Here is a 21,232-nt window from a genome sequence, read left to right on the forward strand (position 1 = left end):
GTATCAAGGGGCAAAAGGGTTCGTGGTTTGTAAAATATTTTGAGAAGCAAGTAAGGGAAAAAATAAAAAAAGCCAGGTATGAAATTCACATACCTGGCTTTACAGTTAGCGCTTAAAACAACAACATTGCAAAACGTAACGCCATAATGGTGCCGCTACTAATTAGAAGTTATAACGTGCGTTTAGTGCAAATGTACTTAAATCATCAGATGCTTCATAACCTACACCCACAGCGAAGGCAGGAGAAAAGAAGTAATCAGCTCCAATAATAATTGACGTGTCGCTGCCGCTATCGCTGTCTATATATTTCACCGCACCGCGCAGCTCTACATTGTCCATTACCATAGAGCGTGCACCTGCAGTCAAGCCGTAACCATCTTCACCGTCAGATTCACCCGCACCAGACACTTCAATATCTTCATAGCTAACAATACCGAACAAGTCTGTTTGGTCAGAGAGGGCATAGCGATAGCCTAAGCCCAATGTCAGCATGTCTAAATCTACTTCTAAACCAAAAATATCGTCGTTTTGTTGAGAGTAGTCACCGGTAACAAAAACGCTGTCGGTAACAAGCTTCGATGCAGAAATAGCAAAGCCATCTGGCTCGTATTCAAAATCAGAATCATCAAAGTCGGTCATTACGTAGCTGCCTTGCACGAAATCCCATGCAGGAGCTGCAGCGAAAGAGCCTGCAGAAATAGCACTTAATGCAGCAGCAAGAATTAGTTTTTTCATATATTCATTCCTTTTTTATAACGTGTTGATGGTTGGGAAACCAAAAGTACACAGCGGCTGGAATGTACGCTTTTCAAAAAGCTATGTCTCTAAGTTTCAATGGCTTATATGTTACTGAATGTTTTCATTTATACAGGGTTGTCATTTAATTTATGACGCAAAAGGAAGGGGTAAAGACCGGATGAAAATAGGAGAAATACGTAAAGTTTGAATCGTTTAAGAATGTAATTTTGTTGTTAACTTTAATGAGTATTTTTTAATCAGTTGTGTCCCCTTGGTTAATTTTTATATAAAAATATTCATCCTAAATTTATATATTTTTAATATATAAAAGTTACAAGTCTTTCATCTGAATCAAATTAACGAAATGTTTGCACTAATAACCTATGTTGTTGTAGCATAATTTGCACGCAGGTTGAGATGACACGTCACCGCGTCGTATTACACATTACCAAACATAATAAGAATAATATTTATACAAACACCACGTCTTGAAGGAGACACACAGTGAACAAAAGTAACTTCCCAAAGGGTCGCAAACTTAATCGTATTACGTCAGCGCTGCTTGCTGGCTCATTACCATTATTTGCCGCACTTTCTTTCCCCGCATTAGCGCAGGAAACGGAAGAAGAAAAAGAAAGTTTTGAAAATATTATTGTCACTGGTACGCGAATGACCAACCGCTCTGCGGCAGATTCTCCAGTACCTGTTGATGTGATTAGCGGTGATGAATTCCGTCAAAACTCGTCTTCTGACGTTCAAGATATGCTTCGTACTAACGTACCGTCTTTCGATGTAAACACACAGCCTATTAGTGATGCGGCAACCATTGTTCGTCCGGCGAACATGCGTGGTTTATCACCAGATAACGTGCTTGTGTTGGTTAACGGTAAGCGTAGACACCGTGGCTCTATTATCTCATTCTTAGGTGGTGGTATTTCTGATGGTGCACAAGGTGTAGACATTTCAGCGATACCTTCACTTGCCCTTAAACAGGTTGAAGTATTGCGCGATGGTGCATCGTCTCAGTATGGTTCTGATGCCATTGCCGGTGTACTTAACTTCTTGTTACGCGACAACGACGAAGGTTTCGAATTGCGTGCAAATTACGGCTCTACCTATGAAGGCGATGGCGACAATTACACCATTTCTGCCAACGCAGGTTTCTCCCTCGGCACCAGCGGTTTTGTAAACGTAACGGCTGAAGTTCGCGATGTTGAAGGCACTATTCGCTCTGTGGTTCGTGACGATGTGGCCGGTATGGTTGATGCGGGCTATCTTGCTCAATCAGACTTCTCTACCATTAACGCTTACACCAACGAAGTTCCTCAGTACTGGGGGCAGCCAGACGTTGAAGACGACGTAAAAGTATTTATCAACTCAGGTTACGAGTTTAGTGATGCGGCTGAATTATATCTTTTCGGTAACTACGGTCAGCGTACAGTAACCGGCGGCTTCTTCTATCGTAACCCGGTTACAGAAGGCAGCCAGCGCGGTGGTGTGTATGCAGGTCCATTGGTTGATCCACTCACTGGTCTTGAAGATCCGAACGGTGTTCACTCTGTGCTAGTGGGTGATTTAGACGGTGTGGGTGTAGGCGGAAGCTGTATTGCCGGTATTCCTATTGGCGGAAACGGTAATGTCTTTCCAGACCCAGATTTCCTTGCACAGGTTCAAGCAGACGATAACTGTTTCTCGTTCATCGAAACCATTCCAACGGGCTTTGTTCCTCGCTTTGGTGGTGACAATGAGGATATGGCTTTCACTGTAGGTTTACGCGGCGACTTAGAAATAGGTAACGGCCTTTACTACGATGTGAGCGCACAGCGCGGCTCTAACAGAACCGACTTCTTTATCAACAACACCATTAATGCGTCACTTGGTCCAGATACGCCTCGCGACTTTAAACCGGGTGGTCAGGAACAAACAGAAACCTTGTTTAACCTTAACTTTGTTTACGGTGTTGATGTTGGCTTTGAATCAGAGTTGAACGTGGCATTTGGTGCCGAATACCGCAAAGAAGAGTTTGATTTGTTCGCCGGTGATGCAGCGTCATTTGCGTTAGGTCCATTGGCAAGCCAAGGGTTTTCATCAAGCTCTAACGGCTTCGGTGGTTTCCCAAGCGACACCAGTGCTTCGCAAGACAGTACTGCGTTCTATGTTGATTTAGAAGCTGATGTTACTGAGTCTCTTACGTTACAAGCGGCGGTTCGTCGTGAGGACTTTAGTGAGTTTGGTGATACTACCGATTTTAAATTAGCGGGTATCTTTCACGTAACTGACGATTTCCGTATTCGTAGTGCTTATTCAACTGGCTTCCACGCACCAACAGCTGGCCAGGCAAATATCACTAACGTAACTACGCAAAACGTAAACGGCGTGCTTATTGACCAGGGTACATTGCCACTGTCATCAGCAGCCGGTCAGTTAGCTGCCGACTTCATCGAAAGCCAAGGTAACGGTCGTCCAGACTTAGGCCCAGAGGAAGCGAAAAACTTCTCAATTGGTTTCTCTGCTGATATCGCAGATATGAGCTGGACTGTCGACTTCTACAATATCGAGCTTGAAAACCGCGTAGCACTAGGTGCTAACGTAAACTTCCTGGATGCACTTAACTTTGCAGGTGGCGGTGCTAACTATGGCTCGGTATCTGAAGCATTAACTGAGCTTGATTCAGCGGGCATTATCGATCGTCAAAACTTTATTGGCCTAGATGATTTATCGCAGTTCAGATTCTTCTCTAACAGCTTTGATACCACAACTCGCGGTATCGATGTTGTAGGTAACTACAGTTTTGATGCATGGGGCGGTAGCTCTCGCTTAACACTTGCGGCTAACTACAACGAAACAGAAGTTGATGATGTAGGTACACTTAACCCAATTGGCGAAGGACGTGTTGCTGCCATAGAAGATTTGCTGCCTAACTTGCGCGGTAATATTTCTTGGACACACACTCAAGGCGACTTCAGAACCCTAGTAAGAGCTAACTACTTCGGTGGTTGGGACGACACGGGTAACGGTGTAGACGATATCGATGCGGAAGTATTGATTGATGTTGAAGTGGTGTATAGCTACAACGAATATCTTGACTTAGTAGTGGGTGCGAACAACTTGTTCGACACTTATCCTGAAGAGAACCCAAGTGCGGGTAGCCTAGGTCAGCTATATTCAGAAGCAAGCCCGTTTGGCTTTAACGGCGGCATGTACTACGTGCAGGCACGCTATACTTACTAAGCCTTTAAAGCTTTAGGTAAGTGAAAAGCTAAAAGTAACAACATAAAGAAATGCCGCTTTGTTTGTGCTCTTTTAATAGAGTATAAGCTAAAGCGGCATTTTTGTGTTTGGCATAAAGCGCTGAAATACGAGGTAATTTAACCCTAGCTTACTGGTATTTCTTAAGCTCTAGTCTAGATACCATACCTTTGTGCACTTCATCCGGTCCGTCGGCTAAGCGCAAGGCACGCGCCCCTGCAGCAAAGCGCGCTAGTGGGAAGTCGCTGCACATACCGGCTCCACCATGTAATTGCAGTGCCATGTCTACTACATCTTGCAACATATTAGGCACTACCACTTTAATGGCTGAAATTTCTGTCATGGCGTGTTTTACACCAAGGTTATCGATTTTCCAGGCAGCGTGAAGGGTTAGCAGTCTGGCTTGTTCAATTGCCATACGTGCATCGGCAACTCGCTCTAAATTACCACCTAAGCGAATAATAGGCTTACCAAAAGCCACACGTTCATGGCCTCGCTTAAGCGCCAATTCTAACGATTTTTCTGTCATGCCGATTGCGCGCATGCAGTGATGAATTCTGCCCGGCCCTAATCGGCCCTGCGCTATTGCAAACCCTTTACCTAAACCGGCAATTACGTTGGCTTTGCTTACCCGCACGTTGTCGAAATGCATTTCGCCGTGGCCGTATGGGGCATCAAAGTCGCCATAGGCATCTAGCATGCGTTTAATTGTAATTCCTGGTGTATCAAGTGGCACTATCACCATGCTGTGGCGGCTGTGCTTATCGTTATCTGGATTCGACAGCCCCATAAAAATAGTAAACGCTGCATTAGGATGGCCTAATCCGGTAGACCACCATTTCTTACCATTGATAACAACATCGTCGCCATCTTCAATAATGGTTGCCGCCATATTTGTAGCATCGGACGACGCTACATCTGGTTCAGTCATTCCAAATACTGAGCGTATTTCACCAGCTAATAACGGCGTTAACCATTTTGCTTTTTGTTCGTCGTTACCAAAGTGATAAAGCACTTCCATATTGCCGGTATCTGGTGCATTGCAATTAAAGATCTCAGGCGCAAATAAAAACTTACCCATACGCTCAGCCATAGGCGCATATTCGAGCGTGGTAAGCCCTTTACCTAATTCGCCATCGGGTAAAAACAAGTTGGCTAAACCCGCGTCACGCGCTTTTTTCTTCAGCTCTTCAGTTTTTGGGTGAAGCTTCCAGCTCTTCCAGTCGCTATGGTTATTTTCTTTATGATGAAAATCGTAAACCTCGTTTTCGATAGGCTCGATATGCTCAGCAATAAACGCATCTAGCTTTTCCAGCATTGCGTTAGTTTTGTCGTTATGTGAAAAGTCCATAGCTACCCTCGATAGTGAAATTGTATTCGGTTTTAGTCTGCGTATATGGCGGCAAGCATATTTTGCTAATAGTTTGCTCAATGGTGGCTTGCCCTACTGAATCGGCTCAACAACACGATTAATGCATCTTCTAGTGGCACAGCTTAGTAAAATAAGAGTGTTGAATGAAATGAAATATAATCCCACTACACTATGAATGCTGTTCACAGCGTGCTTAACTAGTTCATGAAGCCTAGTTATTTAACTGGATATACGCCATGCACTTTTTGTAGCACGTTCAAGCGGGGCACGGTGAGGAAGAAAACGATGATCGATAGTAGACAATTTGAAAAGCTCGACCTGAATTTATTAAAAGTATTCGAAGCCCTGTGGCAGCAGCGCAATATGTCGAGAGTTGCGGAAACGTTGCACATTACGCCCTCTGCAGTAAGCCATGCTATGCGCCGGTTCAGAGAAATACTGGGCGACCCGCTTTTTGTAAGAGACAAGCAGCACATGCTACCAACAGCGGCTTGTGAGCGACTTGCTCCAGATGTTTTGCATGCACTTACGCAAATACGAAGTGCGCTTGGGCAGTTTAATCATTTCGACCCTGCGCTCAGTCACCAAAGGTTTGTAATTGCTATGCAAGAATCACTGGAACTTGGAGTGCTTCCTACTTTGCTGGCAACACTAGAAGAAAAAGCACCAAACATTGAGATAGTAAGTACACGCTTACAGCGAGACTCTATGCAGGCAGACTTAAATAATCGCAATTTGCATCTAGCCATTGATATCGGACGAGCAGTACCCAAACCTATTTCTCATAGTTTACTTCGCCGCGATAATTATAGGGTTCTTATGAACCGCAATAATCCGTTGGTGAATAATGTAGATAAAAAAGCCTATTTAGAGGCCAGGCATATCACTGTATCTAACCGAACGAAGGGAGCGTCGGTTGAAGAGATTGCTTTGCAACAACTTGGCGTAAATAGGCCTTCACTTTGGCGCTGCCAAAACTACCGTGCCGCTGCCGACGTAGTCGCCTGCACTAACGCAATACTTACTTTACCTGGCTCTGTCGCCGATGCCATCTCCGGCGATAATCTAATTTCTGCACCGCTTCCTTATGGGCTACCCGCCTTGGAAACTCATCTGTATTGGCACAGTCAACACGAAGGTGAGCCCGGTTTAATGTGGTTAAAAGCACTTATGTTACAGCTGTTCGCCGAATCTGGTCTAACCAGATAATTTTTGCTAGCATGCAATACGTGCTTATTTAGGTGAGTTTATGAAAATTCATACGTTGCCAGGTTATATACAACATATTTATCTCGCAGAAGACAGCGAGGGGCTGCTTTTGCTAGACGGTTGTAGCCGCGCCGATGTTGATAAGGTGTGCCTGTATATCACTAGCACGTTGGGCAGGCCGCTAAGCGATCTCAAGTTAATTGTGGTTACTCATATGCACCCCGACCATGCCGGTGGGGCAATGCGACTTCGCGCTCGAACCGGCGCGCAGGTGGCAGCACATCCTAAAGCAGCCGCATGGTATACCGGATTAGGTGGGCGCACAGCGCATGTTATCGACTTGCTATTAACCTGGTGGGTAGCAGACAGAATAGGTAAAGAAAGAGCGCCTATTTGGTATAACCCAGTGTTAGCGCCCGATATTATTTTAAAAGACAAACAGCGTTTGCCGGTGTTCAAACAGTGGCAAGTACTTTACACGCCAGGCCATACCGATCATGACCTGTCTGTAGTGCATGTTCCTAGCAAGCAAGCTTATATTGCCGATGTGTTGGTGAAGGTGAAGGGAAAGCTTGTACCGCCATATCCGCTTTGCCACCCCAATCAATACAGGGAGAGCCTGAAGACGTTGGCCCAATCTTCAATAGAAACCTTTTTTTGTGCCCACGTTCCGCCTACCGCAAAAGCCGAAATCGACTTTGAGCTCGTTATCGACAACGCGCCGAAAAAGCCCAAGAATCACTGGCATTCAAGTAAAAATCGCATCAAGAAAAAGCTATTTGGGCTGACTGAAGAGCACTAACTCTGTTTACCGCCTGTTACATTTTTGCACGGCTTGAAACTGTGGCACCAGCCTTGCTTTTATCGCAAGAAGAACCACTATAGTAAATAGAGTCTACGCAGCTTGTGTAACGCTGTTATGGCTGTATTTACTTATCGCTTGGCCAATAACGAGAAGCAAATCACCATTATGCAGAAAAAAGTGGCGCAAAAAAAAGTGGCGCAAAAAAAAGTGGCGCAAAATAAAATGGCTGCACTGTTAGAGAAAACAATGACAGCAGCGTCGCTTACAGGTAACACTCTAGCCGACGTTTTCAGCAAGGAAACTCACAGGTTTACCATTACTGGGCTAAGTCGCAGCGGAAAGTCGATGCTATTTACCAGCTTGGTCACTATGCTTAAAAGCAGAAGTGAGGAAGGTTATGCCTGCTTACCACTACTGCGTTACTTGCCGCCATCACAGGTGTTAGACATACGCGTTGAGCCCATTGATGGCTACACGCCTTTTCCCCAAGAAGAAAATATTGCCGCCCTTGAACAGGGGAAATGGCCAGCAGCAACCGAGCAAGCCTTTGGGTTTAAGCTCATAGTACGGTTAAAGCAAACGGCCTCTATTAAAAAGCACTTGCTGCCTCATACCGATGTGGTTTTTGAGTTTATCGATTATCCTGGTGAGTGGATAACCGACATTCCCATGTTGAGCAAAACGTATGCGCAGTGGTCTGATTCCTCATGGGCTCAGTTAAGCGGAGGGCCTCAACAGCATTTTGCCAAAAACTGGAAGCAGGTGGTTAATGCCTTTGATTTTGAGCAACCGCCCACAACAGAGCGTATTCAACAGTTAGTTATGGCCTACCGAGAATATCTGATAGAAGCCAAGCGCCATGGTATATCGCTGTTACAACCGGGCAGTTTTTTACTCGACGCCAGCGATTTTGATTGGCAGCACTTTGGCTTTACGCCATTGCCTTCTAGCATTACCAGCGACGTATCTCACCCTTGGTATAAAGCATTCGAAGAACACTTTGGTACGTTTCAGAAGAAGTGGCTAAAGCCGCTTAAGCAGTCAATTTTTAAAGAAACAGATAAACAAATCATTTTGGTCGATTTGTTTGAAGGGCTTAATCATAGCCGTCAGCATTTGTATCAGTTAAAAGAAACGTTAAGCCATTTGGCCGATACCTTTGTGTATGGCCAAAGCAGTTGGTTTTCGCGCAATGTGTTAAAGAAACAGCAAATTGGCAAAGTGGCGTTTGTGGCTACCAAGGCCGATCTTATTCCGGTAAATCAGCGTGAAAACTTATTAAGCTTACTTACCCAAATTACAGAGGGCGCAAGAGCGCGCTTTACCGATAAGCCCATAGAATTTGAGCACTTTCTGGTATCGGCCATGCAGGTTACAGATGAGGGCAGCACGCCGCAGGCTATTCGCTACAAAAACCGCGACGGGGCCTATGTTGAATCTGTGTTTGAACCTGTTCCAAGCACATTAAAAGAGATGGAAGAGGGGGCGCACTTTCCTGTTCCCAATGCACGAGTACCATCAGACTTTAAAGCAAGAATATTGGCCGGCAAAGGTGTAGACAGGTTGCTACAGTTCTTGCTGGGCAAAGGAGATCAACAATGAACGAGCGCAAAGACGGGCCGTTTTACACAAGTCAGTCAGATAGCCCTTCAGACAGTATGTCAGATAATGACAACAAGGTGTCTGAGCAAGCACCAGAGACAGCCAGTGAACATAGTGGCTACAAAGCACCGTATCGCTCGAAGGTTACTACCAATACCCTTGATATAGAGCCGCCAGAGACTAAACTTCCCGCCCAGGTTGAAAAAGACAGTTGGGTAGTAGACTCAACAGATAGCGGCATCTCGCTAGGCGGCACTACGCTTATTTTTGGTGTGTTGAGTGTGCTTGGCTTTTTTACCTTCGACGCTTACACCACCTTGGTCGCTAATGTGAGTGAGCACCCTGTGGGCACGGGAGTTTTGGGCGCATTACTGATTGGCTTTGTAAGTAGCTTTAGCTATTTAAGCTTTCGAGAGTGGCGAGGCTATAAGCAAGTCAATACTGCCATGAAAGACGCTTCTGCTATTCGTACATTATTTACCGAAAAAAACGATGCTATGGCGCAAAGCAACATCAGTAAAAACCATGTTCAGAAAGTGCTTAACGCCCACTGCCAGCGGTTTTCGAAAGGCTCTTATGCCCAACAGTGCTTTGCTCGCTACAAGCAGTCGGTGCAGGATGATATGAATGCCACTGAGTTGTTGGGTTTGTATGAAGATACTGTGCTAACGCCGATACAAGCCAAAGCTCATAAGGTGCTAAACAAAGAATCGGTTACCGCCGGTAGCTTAGCTTTTATAAGCCCTAATAACTTAATTCAAACCTTCGCTGTTATCTGGATTAGCTTTCGTACTATTCGCCGTATGGCGCGAGTATATGGCTTACGCCCAAGTACGGCGGGAAATTGGAAGCTGCTTAAAGTATTGGCACAAAACATTGCTGCGCAGGGCATTTTCGACTTAGCTACCGACGAAGTGGCGAATCAAATTGGTGGTAGTTTATCGGCTAAGTTTATGGAAAATTCCGCCGAGGCTATTGCGGCAGGGGCATTAAATGCAAGGTTAGGCAGAGCATTAATTGCGCTGTTGAAATAAATGGGAGATAAACACTAGTTCTTGTGTGGCTTTAAACGATAGCCAGCTAAAAGGCGCTTTACAGCGCCTTTTTCGTGGGCATAACTACGTTGGCAAATATAAGCCCTGCCACTAACGACATAAAAATGAGAAAGACTTCTTGGCCTAAATGATCTGCCTGCACAAAGTCTTTTCCCGTCATAAACGAGTTGAGTCCAATATAGGTTTTAGAGCCCGGTACCAGCACAATTAACCCGTGCATAGCAACAATGGTGGCGGGCTGATTAGCAATGCGAGTAAAACCATTTGCGAAAATACCTAGCGCAAATGCGCCCACAAACGCACCTAGTCCCGGGCTCATAAAGTCAGCGCTGTACGCTGTAGCGCTATAGGCAATGAAGGCCGCAGCTAACGCCCATGGAATGTGCTTAACTCGCGTTCTAAAAATGGCGACTAGAGCAATACAAAGCAGTAAAACCGATAGCCAAGTTGCCCAATAAGGCAGAGACTGAGCGGGTGTATAAATATTCTCACCAAACAGATTAAAGCCTGCGGTAACACCTAAAAATGCCCCAAAATACAGCTTAAATAACTGCATAATGGCGTCCATAGTGCGCGCAGTGCCAGACACCATGTTGCGAGAAGATAACTCGGCTAAACCCATAGTAAGCGCTAACCCCGGCACAAAAACAATAACAGACGATAGCACCACCAAGGGAATATTAATGCCCGGATCTACGTAGCTGCCAACCGCGCAGGCTAGCAAACCTGCAATAAATGCGGTCATGGGTTCAAGCATAAGGTTAACGCGTTTTGAGCGCTCGGCCCACAGTGTCCATACAAACGCTAATAACCCAAGCGCGCTCGACCAACCAATTTCAGACCAGCTTGCACCCATTAGCATAGCAAACGCACCGGTCGCCATGCCAAATGCAATACCGGTAGGAATTTTGCCATACGGACTGCCCATGGCATCTATTTCGTCTAACCGGGTATTCGCTTCGCTTAATGACAGTTCGCCGTTAAGCAGTGAACTGGCAAGTTCGTCGGTGAGCGAAAGGGCATTCATATCTAACTCACCAGGCATAAGGCGAGCAGCATGATTATATTCGTCTTCGTGACGATCGCTCCAAATAACAATAGTTAATGACGTGGGCGTAGAAATAAACGACGCATGCACACCAAGGTACGTGGCGATTTCCGTAAGGTAGGCTTCTAATCTAAATGCAGGCGTACCGTACTTGTGCAGCATTTTGCCAAGTTTAACAATGAACTTTCGAATTTGAATAAATTCAATCGTATCCAACAGGGTTCCTTAGTGAGCTGTAGCAGGTTGTGGCTGCTTTATACATAAACTTAAGATAAGAAAAAGCCAGCTAAACATCAATTTATCTGGCTAAATTTTGTGCGGATTGTACGGAGCCTTCTTGGTGAAAGCAAAACAATTTTTCTCTAAAAATGCATTAGAAAAAGTTATGGTTTTTATCCAGCGATTTGTTGTCCTTCTTTATAAAACTGAAGTGCTGTTGCAGTATCTTGTTTACGTTCACTAATGGCTGAAAGAAGGAGTAAGTCTTCTTTGCGTGAAGCCATCTTAGTGGCTTTCAACAGCGCTTTCTCAGCTAATACATCGTCGCCAGAATTAAATGCCACTTGCCCTAAGGTAGAGTAGAGCTGAATGTTTTCTTCGTCTTGTTTTATCCAGCTTTCTAATAAACGCAGTGCAGGTGACGCATCAGGAATATTGAGATGGGAAAACAGTGGGAATAAAAGGCTATTTGGACCGCGCTTTTGCCAGTCTACTAGTAGCTTCTGTGCATCAGCGTGCATACCTTGGTCGAGCAATTGCTGAACATAAGCTGCTTGATAAGTATCGTCGTGACGCATTTTACGTGGGAGATTTTCCCAATAATTTTTTAGCTCAACCGCACCTTGTTTACTGGCTATTTCAGCAAACTTGCCTTTTGCAATGCGTTGCGACCATGTTTTGTAATCGTCTTTTGGAAGTGCCTTGCGCCAGCTTGAAAGGTTGTTTTGAAGGTCTTGCCACTTGCCAAGTTTTGCAAGTATTTGCGCTTTCAAACGAATCACTTGTTTGTTTTCTTGCTCTTTTTCACCAAGAGCGTTTAGTCTTTCCAGCGCGTCATTGTGTTTGTCTTCACTCACATCAATACGTGCCTGCATGATAGTGGCGGGAAGAGCAGCGTTGGAAAAATCTGACGCTTGCTCTAAAAAATAACGCGCTTTACTTAATTCACCGTTGGTGTGGGCTATTTGTGCCGAAGCCAAATAGTTAACCCCCTCAAAATCGCCATTGGTGGTTTTAGCGAGCGACTTTTGAGCAATTTCGGTATCGCCTGCTGCCATTGCATGTAGGCCGTCGTAAAATGCGCGTCTGCGTTTGCGCTCTCCCAGCGTTCCAAACCAGCGGTGCGATCCAGTAACCAAACTAAGCGACCAAAGCACTAAACGAGATAGTACATACCAGGCTATCAGCGCACCTAATACCAAAATACAAAAACTGATAACGGTCATTTCAACCGCGGTTTCACCTAAAGAAATTAACACATAGCCTTTGTCTCCCAATATCATTGGGCCAACAATAAGCGCGACAACAAATGCGGCTAATACCGCTAGGGCAATAGCTAACCATTTCATAGTGCGCTTGCTCCTTGACCAAAGACTTGTTTAACGCGGCTGTCTAACAATCGCTCTAGCGGCTGCTGCGACACAAGCTCTGTGGGAATTGGGCGAGAAATATCAGTTTCTAATAAGTTTTGAACAGCGTTGACAAAGCCGCTTACCTGACTTTTCTCTATATCAAACTTTTCGATAAGAAGTGTTTGCGAATATTGTAACGACTGCTTGTAAAGTCCAGCATCGCCAGTGAGGGCGGCAGACTGAGCGTGCATAAGCTGCAGGCGAAGCTGCTCTTTAATTAGAAACTGAGCTTCTAACGACAGAACCGGTTCAATAGGGCCTTCAATAGATTTTACCGTTAAAAAGTCATCCACCAACGAATGCCAAACTTTAGCAAGGTTGTCTTTCCAGTCGTCGGTAGATTCAGAGAGCGCATTGTCTTGCGCTGATGTGTCTTCTGGCTTTTCAAAGGTATCTAAAGGTAGCTTATCTATTTGCGCTACCATACCGGTTAACGCAAGGGCAACTGAACTTTGCGACACTGGGTTTAGCTGTTGTAGAGTTTGAATATCTTCTGCTAGGCTGGCTCTTACCGGCAGAACAGAGGGGTCAGCAAGAGACTTTAAGCGTTTGTCAGCATTCACTAACAATAAAATGGCTGTGCGAACATCATTTTCTAACCATAATTTTCTGCCGGCCATGCGCACTAGATAATCTGCTTCTGCAATTAGCCAGTCTGCTGGACGACGTCCTTCCATTTGATTTAATTGCTCTAGGGTAGACTCCGCTTGCAGCGACAGTTTTTCATTTTCTTTTTGCAGGCTAGAAATGGTGTCTTTAAGTGTTTGGTTATCTTGAGCTATGCGGTTGAGTGCAGTGTTCACCTCATCTCGTGCAGCTACCAATGCTTGCACCTGAGCTGAGTTTTGCTGTTGTGCTGAGGTCACCTGGCTACTCGTTGCCTGTTGTTGGGTATAGTACCAATATCCAGCGCCACCAAGACCGATAACCAACACAAAGAGAATGAAAACAACAAACCATAAAAGACCATTGCCAGATGATGATTTTTTCGCTTTGTTATTGTCACCTTTGGCTGTGCGTTTAGATGCACTGGCATGAGTGGGTTGGTCTGCGCTGTTTTTCACGTCAGCACCAGACACGCCGTTATCTTGTGAGCTATCTTTTTTTAGTGAAGTACTCTTACTTTTCGAGGCGCTTTCATCTTGTGAGCCATTTGCTTTATTATCGGCCATTCAATACTCCCAGTTATCCTTTACCCAAGCAATGAGCGCTTGGTCAGTGGCACGGTGACAAACACACACCTTAGACACTCCAATTTCTTCTAGCGATGCTGCAACTCGCTCGCTAACCGTTAACCAAGGTAACGACAAAATATGATTGCCTTGGCTTCGTAATAGTTGTGCTGCCATTGCTTCGCTTGTAGCGATAATGCCGCGAACATCCTCAACTTTCCAGCCTTTTGTGTAAATTGGGTCTGCAAGTTGCTCTGTTCTGTAAACGCAGAAGCTCTGGCACAACGCACCCTTTGCATCTAGCCCATCAGCTATAGCCTGTCTACCGCCTTCGCCTTTAATAATAACCACTTGTTTGTCATTTGCCTCATTAAGTTGAGGCATAGCCAATATACCCTCGGAAGTATGCTTTTCTGGGGTAAGGATGGTGAGGTGTTTTATCTGCGAAAGTGCGCTAGTAAGCTTTTTCTTCGTGGCGTCACCTACTGCGATAATAAGCGGTAGGTTTCTTTGTGTATTCTGAGCATGTTGAGAAGCAGTAGAAGAGCCATGCTCTTTTAGTAGAGACTTTACTGCGTTCTCTGCTGCCGCGACAGCGTAAACGCTGGTAACAATAATAATATCGACAGGGTTGTCTGCCATAAATGTGGTAATGGCGTAATACTCAGACTTAACATCAATAATGTCGCAAGTAGCTACGCCCACCGCATTTATCCCAGCATCGCTAAATGCTTTTGCACTCGTTGCTAGTTTAGGAAGAGGGCGTGTAAATAAAAGCATGACGAAGGGTTTACTCGTAAAGCGCTTTTAAAATTTCGCCAGCGCCTTGTTCAAGCAATGCTTCGGCAACTTCAATACCAATGTCTTTCGCTTTTTCTGCCGAAGCTGTGGCCGAGGCAAATAGCAGGGTGCTTCCATCGGGCTTGCCTACCATGCCTGTCAGTGTAAGCGTGTTTCCGTCCAAAGTAGCGAAACTGCCAATAGGTACCTGACATCCGCCCTCTAAGCGTTCATTCATGGCTCGCTCTGCGCTAACGCGAACGTGGGTTTCACTGTGATTTAGCGCGCTGAGTAATTCAATAAGTTGACTATCGTCATTTCTACACTCAATGCCAACTGCGCCTTGGCCTACCGCGGGTAAAGACACCTCGGCGGGTAATGCCATTTTTATTCTGTCTTGCATTTTTAAGCGGATAAGCCCAGCAGAGGCCAAAATAATAGCGTCGTAGTCACCGGCGTCCAATTTGGCTAAACGGGTATTGACGTTACCGCGAAGATCTTTAATCACAAGATCTGGGCGATGTTTACGAATCTGACACTGTCTGCGCAAACTACTGGTTCCCACCACAGCCCCATTAGGCAGAGCATCAAGACTGTCGTAGTGGTTAGAAACAAACGCATCAAACGGATTTTCGCGCTCGCAAATGGCGTGTAATCCAAATTCTTCAGGGAATGCTACCGGCACATCTTTCATAGAATGCACAGCAATATCTGCGCGGCCTTCTAACATGGCAATTTCAAGTTCTTTTATGAACAAGCCTTTACCACCAATTTTTGCTAGCGGCGTGTCTAGAATTTTATCGCCTTGGGTACTCATTGGCACCAACTCAACGGTGAGAGAAGGATGATGCTCTAGTAACTTTGCTTTCACATACTCAGCTTGCCACAGCGCAAGTGCGCTTTTTCTGGTTGCAATTCGAATGGTGCGAGAAGTGTTGAGGTTACTCATGATAATTCCAGACTATAAATAAGATAAACGAATACGATGCTAGCATTAGGTTATTATGATTTCCAAAATGCTGCTCAAGTTGATTAGCGCGTATTAACCTTACGTTATTACAAGCTATGCTAATATTGACAAAAAAGTTTACTAATAAATGTAAGCGGTATTATACGCATATTACTTGCAAATGTTCGGTTTCGGCTGGTTTTCCTCATATTTATATGGAATAACGACACTTAACAAATGTGCTGAATAAATACGCCGAATAAACGCATTTGGGCAACTGCGTTGACTGCTTTGTTACATTAACGGTAGGCGAGTAACGCCGAGCGTTATTATAAAGTCTTAAATACTATATTTGTGAAGACAGATTGACCACTGTCCTCACGCTTTATCGAAAAAGAAGGTTATATGGAACATTCATTTCTGCGTAATTTATTGCAGAGCGTTCACAAGGACGAGGCTGAATCTAAACGACGACGCTTAACGCTTTATTTTATTTCTTATGTTGGCAGCACCATTATGGCCGTAATGGCAGGAATAAACTATGGCGGGGACAATCCCTTTTTAGTGGGTTCACTAGCCCTATCTGCTGTCATAATTTACCTGAATCTGCTTTTGTCGCATAAGTTCCCTAAAGCGGACTTTTCTTACTATCTCGCCGGGTTCATTGTGATGTTTACCATCAATGCCCTTGTTTACACCGGCGGTTACAACAATACCGGGCTGTATTTTCTTTACCCTCTCATTTTCATTCAGATAATTGTGGTGAGCTTCAAGCCAGCAATGTTGTACGTGTCAGCCACCATGGCACTTGCTGTGTTTATGTTGTTTAACCAAGAGCTGATTCACGCACAATATTCTGAAGCAGACGTGTCTCGGTTTCTTATCTCCATGGCATGCTTTATCTGTGTATCGTTTATTGCTGAAAACTTTTGGCATCAAAGCCGACGTGAAATGCTAGAGGAAAACTTAGAGCGAATGCGTCAGGCTAATACAGATCCGCTTACTAAGCTGCCTAATCGTCGTTTTTTAGAGGCAGTGTATTTTGAAAAAGTGACGAAAGACCCCGCAGACTATTTTCCACTTAGTACGGTGGTAGTAGACATTGACCACTTTAAAGTCATAAACGACTCCTATGGGCATGATGTAGGTGATGAAGTACTGCAATACTTTACTGGTTTGATGAAAAGTGCCGTGCGCACCACTGATATCGTGGCGCGTACTGGGGGCGAGGAATTTTTAGTTATTTTCCCTAAAGCAACACTTACACAAGCAATAAAATTGGCTGAAAAGATCCGCATTAAAGTAGAGCAAAACCCCTTCGACAGAGGTGACATTCATCACCCCATTACTGCAAGTTTCGGAGTAGCCACGGCGCTTACCGATGGCAATATTAACGCTACGCTTAAACACGCAGACGATAATTTATATCAGGCGAAAAAGACTGGCAGAAACAAGGTAGTTTAGGCCAATACTTTTTGAAGCCATGCGCTGATGTCGTTTAGCTCTTGCATGCACACGTTGTGCTGCATAGTGTAAGTTTGCCAGGTAGCGTTGTAACCGTTCTCCACCATGGTTTTATACGCGGCATTACCCATAAATACCGGCACTACTTCATCTTGTTCGCCATGGGCCATCATAATCGGCGTTTCTTTGTTTACGTCATTGGCTTGGTCAGCAAGTAGTGAGGGCTCGCACATATAGGTGGATAATGCCATCACGCCGGCGAGCTTTTCGCTGAAACGAGGAGCTAAATGCAGCGCAATAACGCCGCCTTGAGAAAATCCAGCCAGCACAATGCGACTAGCAGGGATGCCACTTTCTATTTGTGCGCGAATTAATTGCTCTACTTGCTGTGCAGATGCTTCAACGCCGTCTAAATCGGCACGACTTTCAAAATCGAGGGATTTAATGTCGTACCATGCCCGCATTCGCATACCGCCGTTAATAGTAATGGGGCGCTCTGGAGCATGAGGAAATAAAAACTTAACCGCCATAGAACCGGGAAGCTTGAGTTCAGGGACAATGGGGGCGAAGCCATGGCCAGAGTCGCCAAGCCCGTGTAGCCAAATAACGCAGGCGTCGGGTGTTGATGCGGGCGTATTTTCTACGCATTGTAGTAGCGGCTCGGTCATTGTTTTTATTCCTGTTAGTCGTATTTTATCGGCTTTATGCACAACTCAATTGTTGTCTGCTGGACAGCAGATTTATATGCTATCATCGACATATAAAATCACCACAGTTTAACGAAACTTTATTACCCATGGCTTCACTACTCGGTAACTTATTTATTCTTGCAGCACCTTCAGGCGCTGGGAAATCAAGCCTTATTAAGGCGTTAATGGAAAAATACGAGGGTAACACCAATACTCCAATGCAGGTGTCTGTGTCTCACACCACGCGGCAACCCAGGCCTGGCGAAATAGATGGCGTGCATTATCACTTTGTTACTAGAAAGCAATTTGAATCACTTATTGAACAGGGCGTATTTTTCGAATATGCAGAAGTGTTTGGCAATTACTATGGCACTTCTCGCGTTACCATAGAGCAAACTCTTTATCGCGGTATCGACGTATTTTTAGATATCGATTGGCAGGGCGCCAGGCAAGTGAAGGAGCTTATGCCAGACACTTGCGGTATTTTTATCTTACCGCCCTCGCTTGAGGTGCTAGAGCAGCGATTAAACCATCGCGGCCAAGACAGCGAAGATGTCATCGCAGGAAGAATGGCCCAAGCCGTGGATGAAATGTCTCATTTTAATGAATTTGGCCATATTATTGTTAACGACGATTTTGCCACCGCACTTAGTGAGTTCGAAGCTATAGTAACTGCGCAGCGTCTGCGCTCGGTTAAACAGCAAATTCGCCATCAGCCTTTGCTCGACGCATTACTTGGTACGGCTTAATTGTTACTTGTGGTTGCTAATACTTAATCCACTATTGGTAGAAGGGAAAAAACAGTAAGATCACCGCGATCACGCTGTGTTATATTTCAACAAAGTACTAGGATCGCAAAGCCTATGCGTGTATACTGCGTGGCTGTTTTTTGTATTCCTCGCTCAACCTGATTTTCGGAGAAATAGATGGCTCGCGTAACTGTAGAAGATGCCGTAGATAAAATTGGTAACCGCTTTGACCTAGTGCTTGTTGCTGCACGTCGTGCTCGTCAATTAGCCACTGGTGGTAAAGATCCTATGGTTGACGTTCAAAACGACAAGCCAACCGTAACGGCTTTGCGTGAAATTGAAGAAGGTTTGGTTACAGCTGCATCTCTTGAACAAGATGAGCTTCACACGCAAGAACAGCAAGACAATGCTGAATTCGCGTCAGTAGCTAATATCCTATCTGATCAGTAATTCTCCCTTTTTAGGGGGTTTACAGGTGAATTAGCGCCAGTGCTTTGAAAAAAGCACTGGCGCTTTGCTTTTAGCGTATTGGATTAATGCGAAAATAAACGTATTCTTAAGGAAGTAGTGTAACTAGGGGCCGTTTGACGCTGTGTATTTGTTTGAAGGTTTAAAGCAGAAAGTTGTTGAGTACTTGCCCGCTGACTTGGTGCAGCTGGTTCAAGATGCCTTCGTTTTGGCGCAAGAAGCCCACGACGGACAAATGCGCTCAAGTGGCGATCCGTATATTACTCACCCAGTTGCAGTGGCCAGTATTCTTGCCGATATGCATTTAGACCATGAAACTCTCATGGCCGCATTACTTCACGATGTTATTGAAGATACCCACTACAGCCAAGAAGATTTAGCGAAAGCCTTTGGTAATACCGTTGCCGAGTTAGTAGAAGGCGTTAGCAAACTCGACAAAATTGCATTTAGCAGTAAGCAAGAAGCTCAGGCAGAAAACTTTCGAAAAATGATGATGGCCATGGTGCAAGACATCAGGGTTATTCTTATCAAGCTTGCCGATAGAACTCATAACATGCGAACCCTAGGCTCTCTTCGCCCAGATAAGCGCCGCCGTATCGCACTGGAAACGCTAGAAATATATTCGCCTATTGCCCATCGCTTGGGTATTCACGATATTAAAAATGAGCTTGAAGATTTAGGTTTTCAGGCCATGTACCCCATGCGCCATCGTGCGCTTAAATCGGCGGTGCGTCAGGCCCGTGGAAATCGAAAAGAAATTATCGAAAATATCCGTGAAGAGTTAAATACGCGCTTAGACGCCTATAACATCGAGTCGAAGGTGTTGGGTCGCGAGAAGCATTTGTACTCTATTTATCGGAAGATGAAAAATAAAGAGCTGATGTTTAGCGAAGTCATGGACGTTTACGCATTTCGTATTGTGGTAGACTCGGTAGATAACTGCTATCGCGCCTTTGGAGCCATGCACGGGCTTTATAAGCCTATTGAAAACCGCTTCAAAGATTATATTGCCATCCCTCGAACTAACGGTTATCAATCGCTGCATACCTCGCTTATTGGGCCACACGGTATTCCGGTTGAAATTCAAATTCGTACCCATGAAATGGACCAAATGGCAGACAAAGGTGTTGCTGCACATTGGCTGTACAAAGAGCCGGGCGATAATGGTACTACCGCGCAATTGCGTGCTCGCAAATGGACTCAAAGCTTGTTAGAGCTACAGCAGTCGGCCAGCTCTTCTTTTGAATTTATTGAATCGGTAAAAACAGACCTGTTTCCCGATGAAATTTACGTGTTTACTCCCGACGGCCGCATTATTGAATTGCCCATGGGGGCCACTGCGGTCGACTTTGCTTATGCTGTTCACTCAGATATTGGTAACACCTGTGTAGGGGTGCGTGTTGAGCGTCGTAACTTTAGCCTAAGTAAACCTCTTGAAAATGGTCAGACGGTAGAAATTATTACCTCTCCAAGAGCAAAACCAAACGCCAACTGGCTTAATTTTGTGGTAAGTGCCAGAGCGCGAACCCGTATTCGCCAATATCTGCGTAAGCAGCATTCTCAAGAAGCTGTAAATATGGGCAATAGACTGTTACGACATGCGTTAGGCAGCGTAAAGTTAGACGAGATACCCCATGAAGATATTGAGCGTGTGGTGGCAGAGACCAAGCACAATGATTTTGACGAACTGCTAATAGACATTGGTTTAGGAAACGAGCTAAGTGCCATAGTAGCAAGACGATTGTTGGGCGAGAGTACAACCGATCTATCGAATAAAAAAGGTAACGTGGCCATTCGTGGTACCGAAGGTTTATTAGTAAATTATTCGCGCTGCTGCCATCCTATTCCCGATGATGAAATTGTGGCGGTATTAAGCCCCGGTCGAGGCATGACCATTCACCAAACGGGCTGTAACAATATTCGCAAGCTTAGCAAAGAAGAACCTCAGCGTGTGTTACCCATGCAGTGGGATGACGAACCTCAGGGCGAATTCAAAGCATCACTGCGTATCGAGCTGTTTAATCACCAGGGTACACTGGCAACATTAACGAACACCATTTCTGGGTGCGATTCCAATATCATTGGTCTGCAAACCGAAGAAAAAGAGAGTAACATCTATTTTATTGACCTAGAGCTTACCACGCATAATCGCGTGCACCTGGCCCGCGTGATGAAGAAAATACGCACTATGCCAGAGGTTCAAAAAGTGTCACGTCATAGTCAATCTCGACACTAATTTTATAAAACATTAG

General features: G+C 45.0%; 17 protein-coding genes. 9 read left to right on the forward strand and 8 right to left on the reverse strand.

Annotation, left to right across the window (positions count from 1 at the left end):
* Positions 1-162 precede the first annotated feature (162 nt).
* A complete protein-coding gene (locus tag BM528_RS00665) occupies positions 163-735 on the reverse strand; it encodes an outer membrane beta-barrel protein (protein WP_071978234.1) in 573 nt (190 codons plus the stop codon).
* A gap of 507 nt (positions 736-1,242) precedes the next feature.
* Between BM528_RS00665 and BM528_RS00670 the strand changes: the two genes are divergently transcribed.
* Positions 1,243-3,969, forward strand: a complete 2,727-nt coding sequence (locus BM528_RS00670; protein WP_232230535.1) for a TonB-dependent receptor plug domain-containing protein — start codon at positions 1,243-1,245, stop codon at positions 3,967-3,969.
* Positions 3,970-4,117: 148 nt separating this feature from the next.
* On the opposite strand, the gene BM528_RS00675 is transcribed toward BM528_RS00670, so the two are convergent.
* Positions 4,118-5,338, reverse strand: coding sequence for an acyl-CoA dehydrogenase family protein (locus BM528_RS00675; protein WP_071978235.1), 1,221 nt, complete (start codon positions 5,336-5,338; stop codon positions 4,118-4,120).
* A 306-nt stretch (positions 5,339-5,644) separates the two neighbouring features.
* On the opposite strand from BM528_RS00675, the gene BM528_RS00680 reads away from it, so the two are divergent.
* The 4 genes from BM528_RS00680 to BM528_RS00695 all read left to right on the forward strand — a co-directional run bounded on the left by BM528_RS00680 (position 5,645) and on the right by BM528_RS00695 (position 10,009).
* On the forward strand, positions 5,645-6,568 hold the full coding sequence (locus BM528_RS00680; RefSeq protein WP_071978236.1) for a LysR family transcriptional regulator: 924 nt from the start codon (positions 5,645-5,647) through the stop codon (positions 6,566-6,568).
* Positions 6,569-6,608: 40 nt separating this feature from the next.
* A complete protein-coding gene (locus BM528_RS00685) occupies positions 6,609-7,370 on the forward strand; it encodes an MBL fold metallo-hydrolase (RefSeq protein ID WP_071978237.1) in 762 nt (253 codons plus the stop codon).
* A 225-nt stretch (positions 7,371-7,595) separates the two neighbouring features.
* Positions 7,596-8,975 (forward strand): YcjX family protein, encoded by a 1,380-nt coding sequence (locus BM528_RS00690; protein WP_071981083.1) that lies wholly within the window; start codon positions 7,596-7,598, stop codon positions 8,973-8,975.
* The gene (locus tag BM528_RS00695; protein ID WP_071978238.1) at positions 8,972-10,009 is read left to right on the forward strand and encodes a YcjF family protein; all 1,038 of its coding nucleotides are present in this window, start codon (positions 8,972-8,974) and stop codon (positions 10,007-10,009) included. Before BM528_RS00690 ends, BM528_RS00695 begins: the two co-directional genes overlap by 4 nt.
* 58 nt (positions 10,010-10,067) lie before the next feature.
* On the opposite strand, the gene BM528_RS00700 is transcribed toward BM528_RS00695, so the two are convergent.
* The 5 genes from BM528_RS00700 to hemC form a co-directional block, all read right to left on the reverse strand.
* Complete coding sequence (locus BM528_RS00700; protein ID WP_071978239.1) at positions 10,068-11,294, reverse strand: threonine/serine ThrE exporter family protein; 1,227 nt, start codon at positions 11,292-11,294, stop codon at positions 10,068-10,070.
* A 176-nt stretch (positions 11,295-11,470) separates the two neighbouring features.
* Positions 11,471-12,646, reverse strand: coding sequence for a heme biosynthesis HemY N-terminal domain-containing protein (locus BM528_RS00705; protein ID WP_071978240.1), 1,176 nt, complete (start codon positions 12,644-12,646; stop codon positions 11,471-11,473).
* On the reverse strand, positions 12,643-13,881 hold the full coding sequence (locus BM528_RS00710) for a uroporphyrinogen-III C-methyltransferase (protein ID WP_071978241.1): 1,239 nt from the start codon (positions 13,879-13,881) through the stop codon (positions 12,643-12,645). The genes BM528_RS00705 and BM528_RS00710 overlap by 4 nt, the downstream gene beginning before the upstream one ends.
* Positions 13,882-14,661, reverse strand: coding sequence for a uroporphyrinogen-III synthase (locus BM528_RS00715; protein ID WP_071978242.1), 780 nt, complete (start codon positions 14,659-14,661; stop codon positions 13,882-13,884).
* A gap of 10 nt (positions 14,662-14,671) precedes the next feature.
* Positions 14,672-15,610, reverse strand: a complete 939-nt coding sequence (gene hemC, locus BM528_RS00720) for a hydroxymethylbilane synthase (protein WP_071978243.1) — start codon at positions 15,608-15,610, stop codon at positions 14,672-14,674.
* 405 nt (positions 15,611-16,015) lie between these two features.
* Here hemC and BM528_RS00725 point away from each other — a divergent pair, with 405 nt between their 5' ends.
* The gene (locus BM528_RS00725) at positions 16,016-17,074 is read left to right on the forward strand and encodes a GGDEF domain-containing protein (RefSeq protein ID WP_071978244.1); all 1,059 of its coding nucleotides are present in this window, start codon (positions 16,016-16,018) and stop codon (positions 17,072-17,074) included.
* On the opposite strand, the gene BM528_RS00730 is transcribed toward BM528_RS00725, so the two are convergent.
* Positions 17,071-17,742 carry an alpha/beta hydrolase gene (locus BM528_RS00730; protein WP_071978245.1) on the reverse strand — a complete coding sequence of 224 codons (672 nt, stop codon included), beginning with the start codon at positions 17,740-17,742 and terminating at the stop codon, positions 17,071-17,073. The genes BM528_RS00725 and BM528_RS00730 overlap by 4 nt on opposite strands.
* A gap of 128 nt (positions 17,743-17,870) precedes the next feature.
* Here BM528_RS00730 and gmk point away from each other — a divergent pair, with 128 nt between their 5' ends.
* The 3 genes from gmk to spoT all read left to right on the forward strand — a co-directional run bounded on the left by gmk (position 17,871) and on the right by spoT (position 21,216).
* A complete protein-coding gene (gene gmk / locus BM528_RS00735) occupies positions 17,871-18,512 on the forward strand; it encodes a guanylate kinase (protein WP_071978246.1) in 642 nt (213 codons plus the stop codon).
* Between the two features lie 177 nt (positions 18,513-18,689).
* The gene (gene rpoZ, locus BM528_RS00740; protein ID WP_071978247.1) at positions 18,690-18,962 is read left to right on the forward strand and encodes a DNA-directed RNA polymerase subunit omega; all 273 of its coding nucleotides are present in this window, start codon (positions 18,690-18,692) and stop codon (positions 18,960-18,962) included.
* Positions 18,963-19,104: 142 nt separating this feature from the next.
* A complete protein-coding gene (spoT, locus tag BM528_RS00745; protein ID WP_071978248.1) occupies positions 19,105-21,216 on the forward strand; it encodes a bifunctional GTP diphosphokinase/guanosine-3',5'-bis pyrophosphate 3'-pyrophosphohydrolase in 2,112 nt (703 codons plus the stop codon).
* Positions 21,217-21,232 lie beyond the last annotated feature (16 nt).

The sequence above is a fragment of the Alteromonas sp. RW2A1 genome (assembly GCF_001886475.1).
In the GTDB taxonomy this organism is placed as follows: domain Bacteria; phylum Pseudomonadota; class Gammaproteobacteria; order Enterobacterales; family Alteromonadaceae; genus Alteromonas; species Alteromonas hispanica.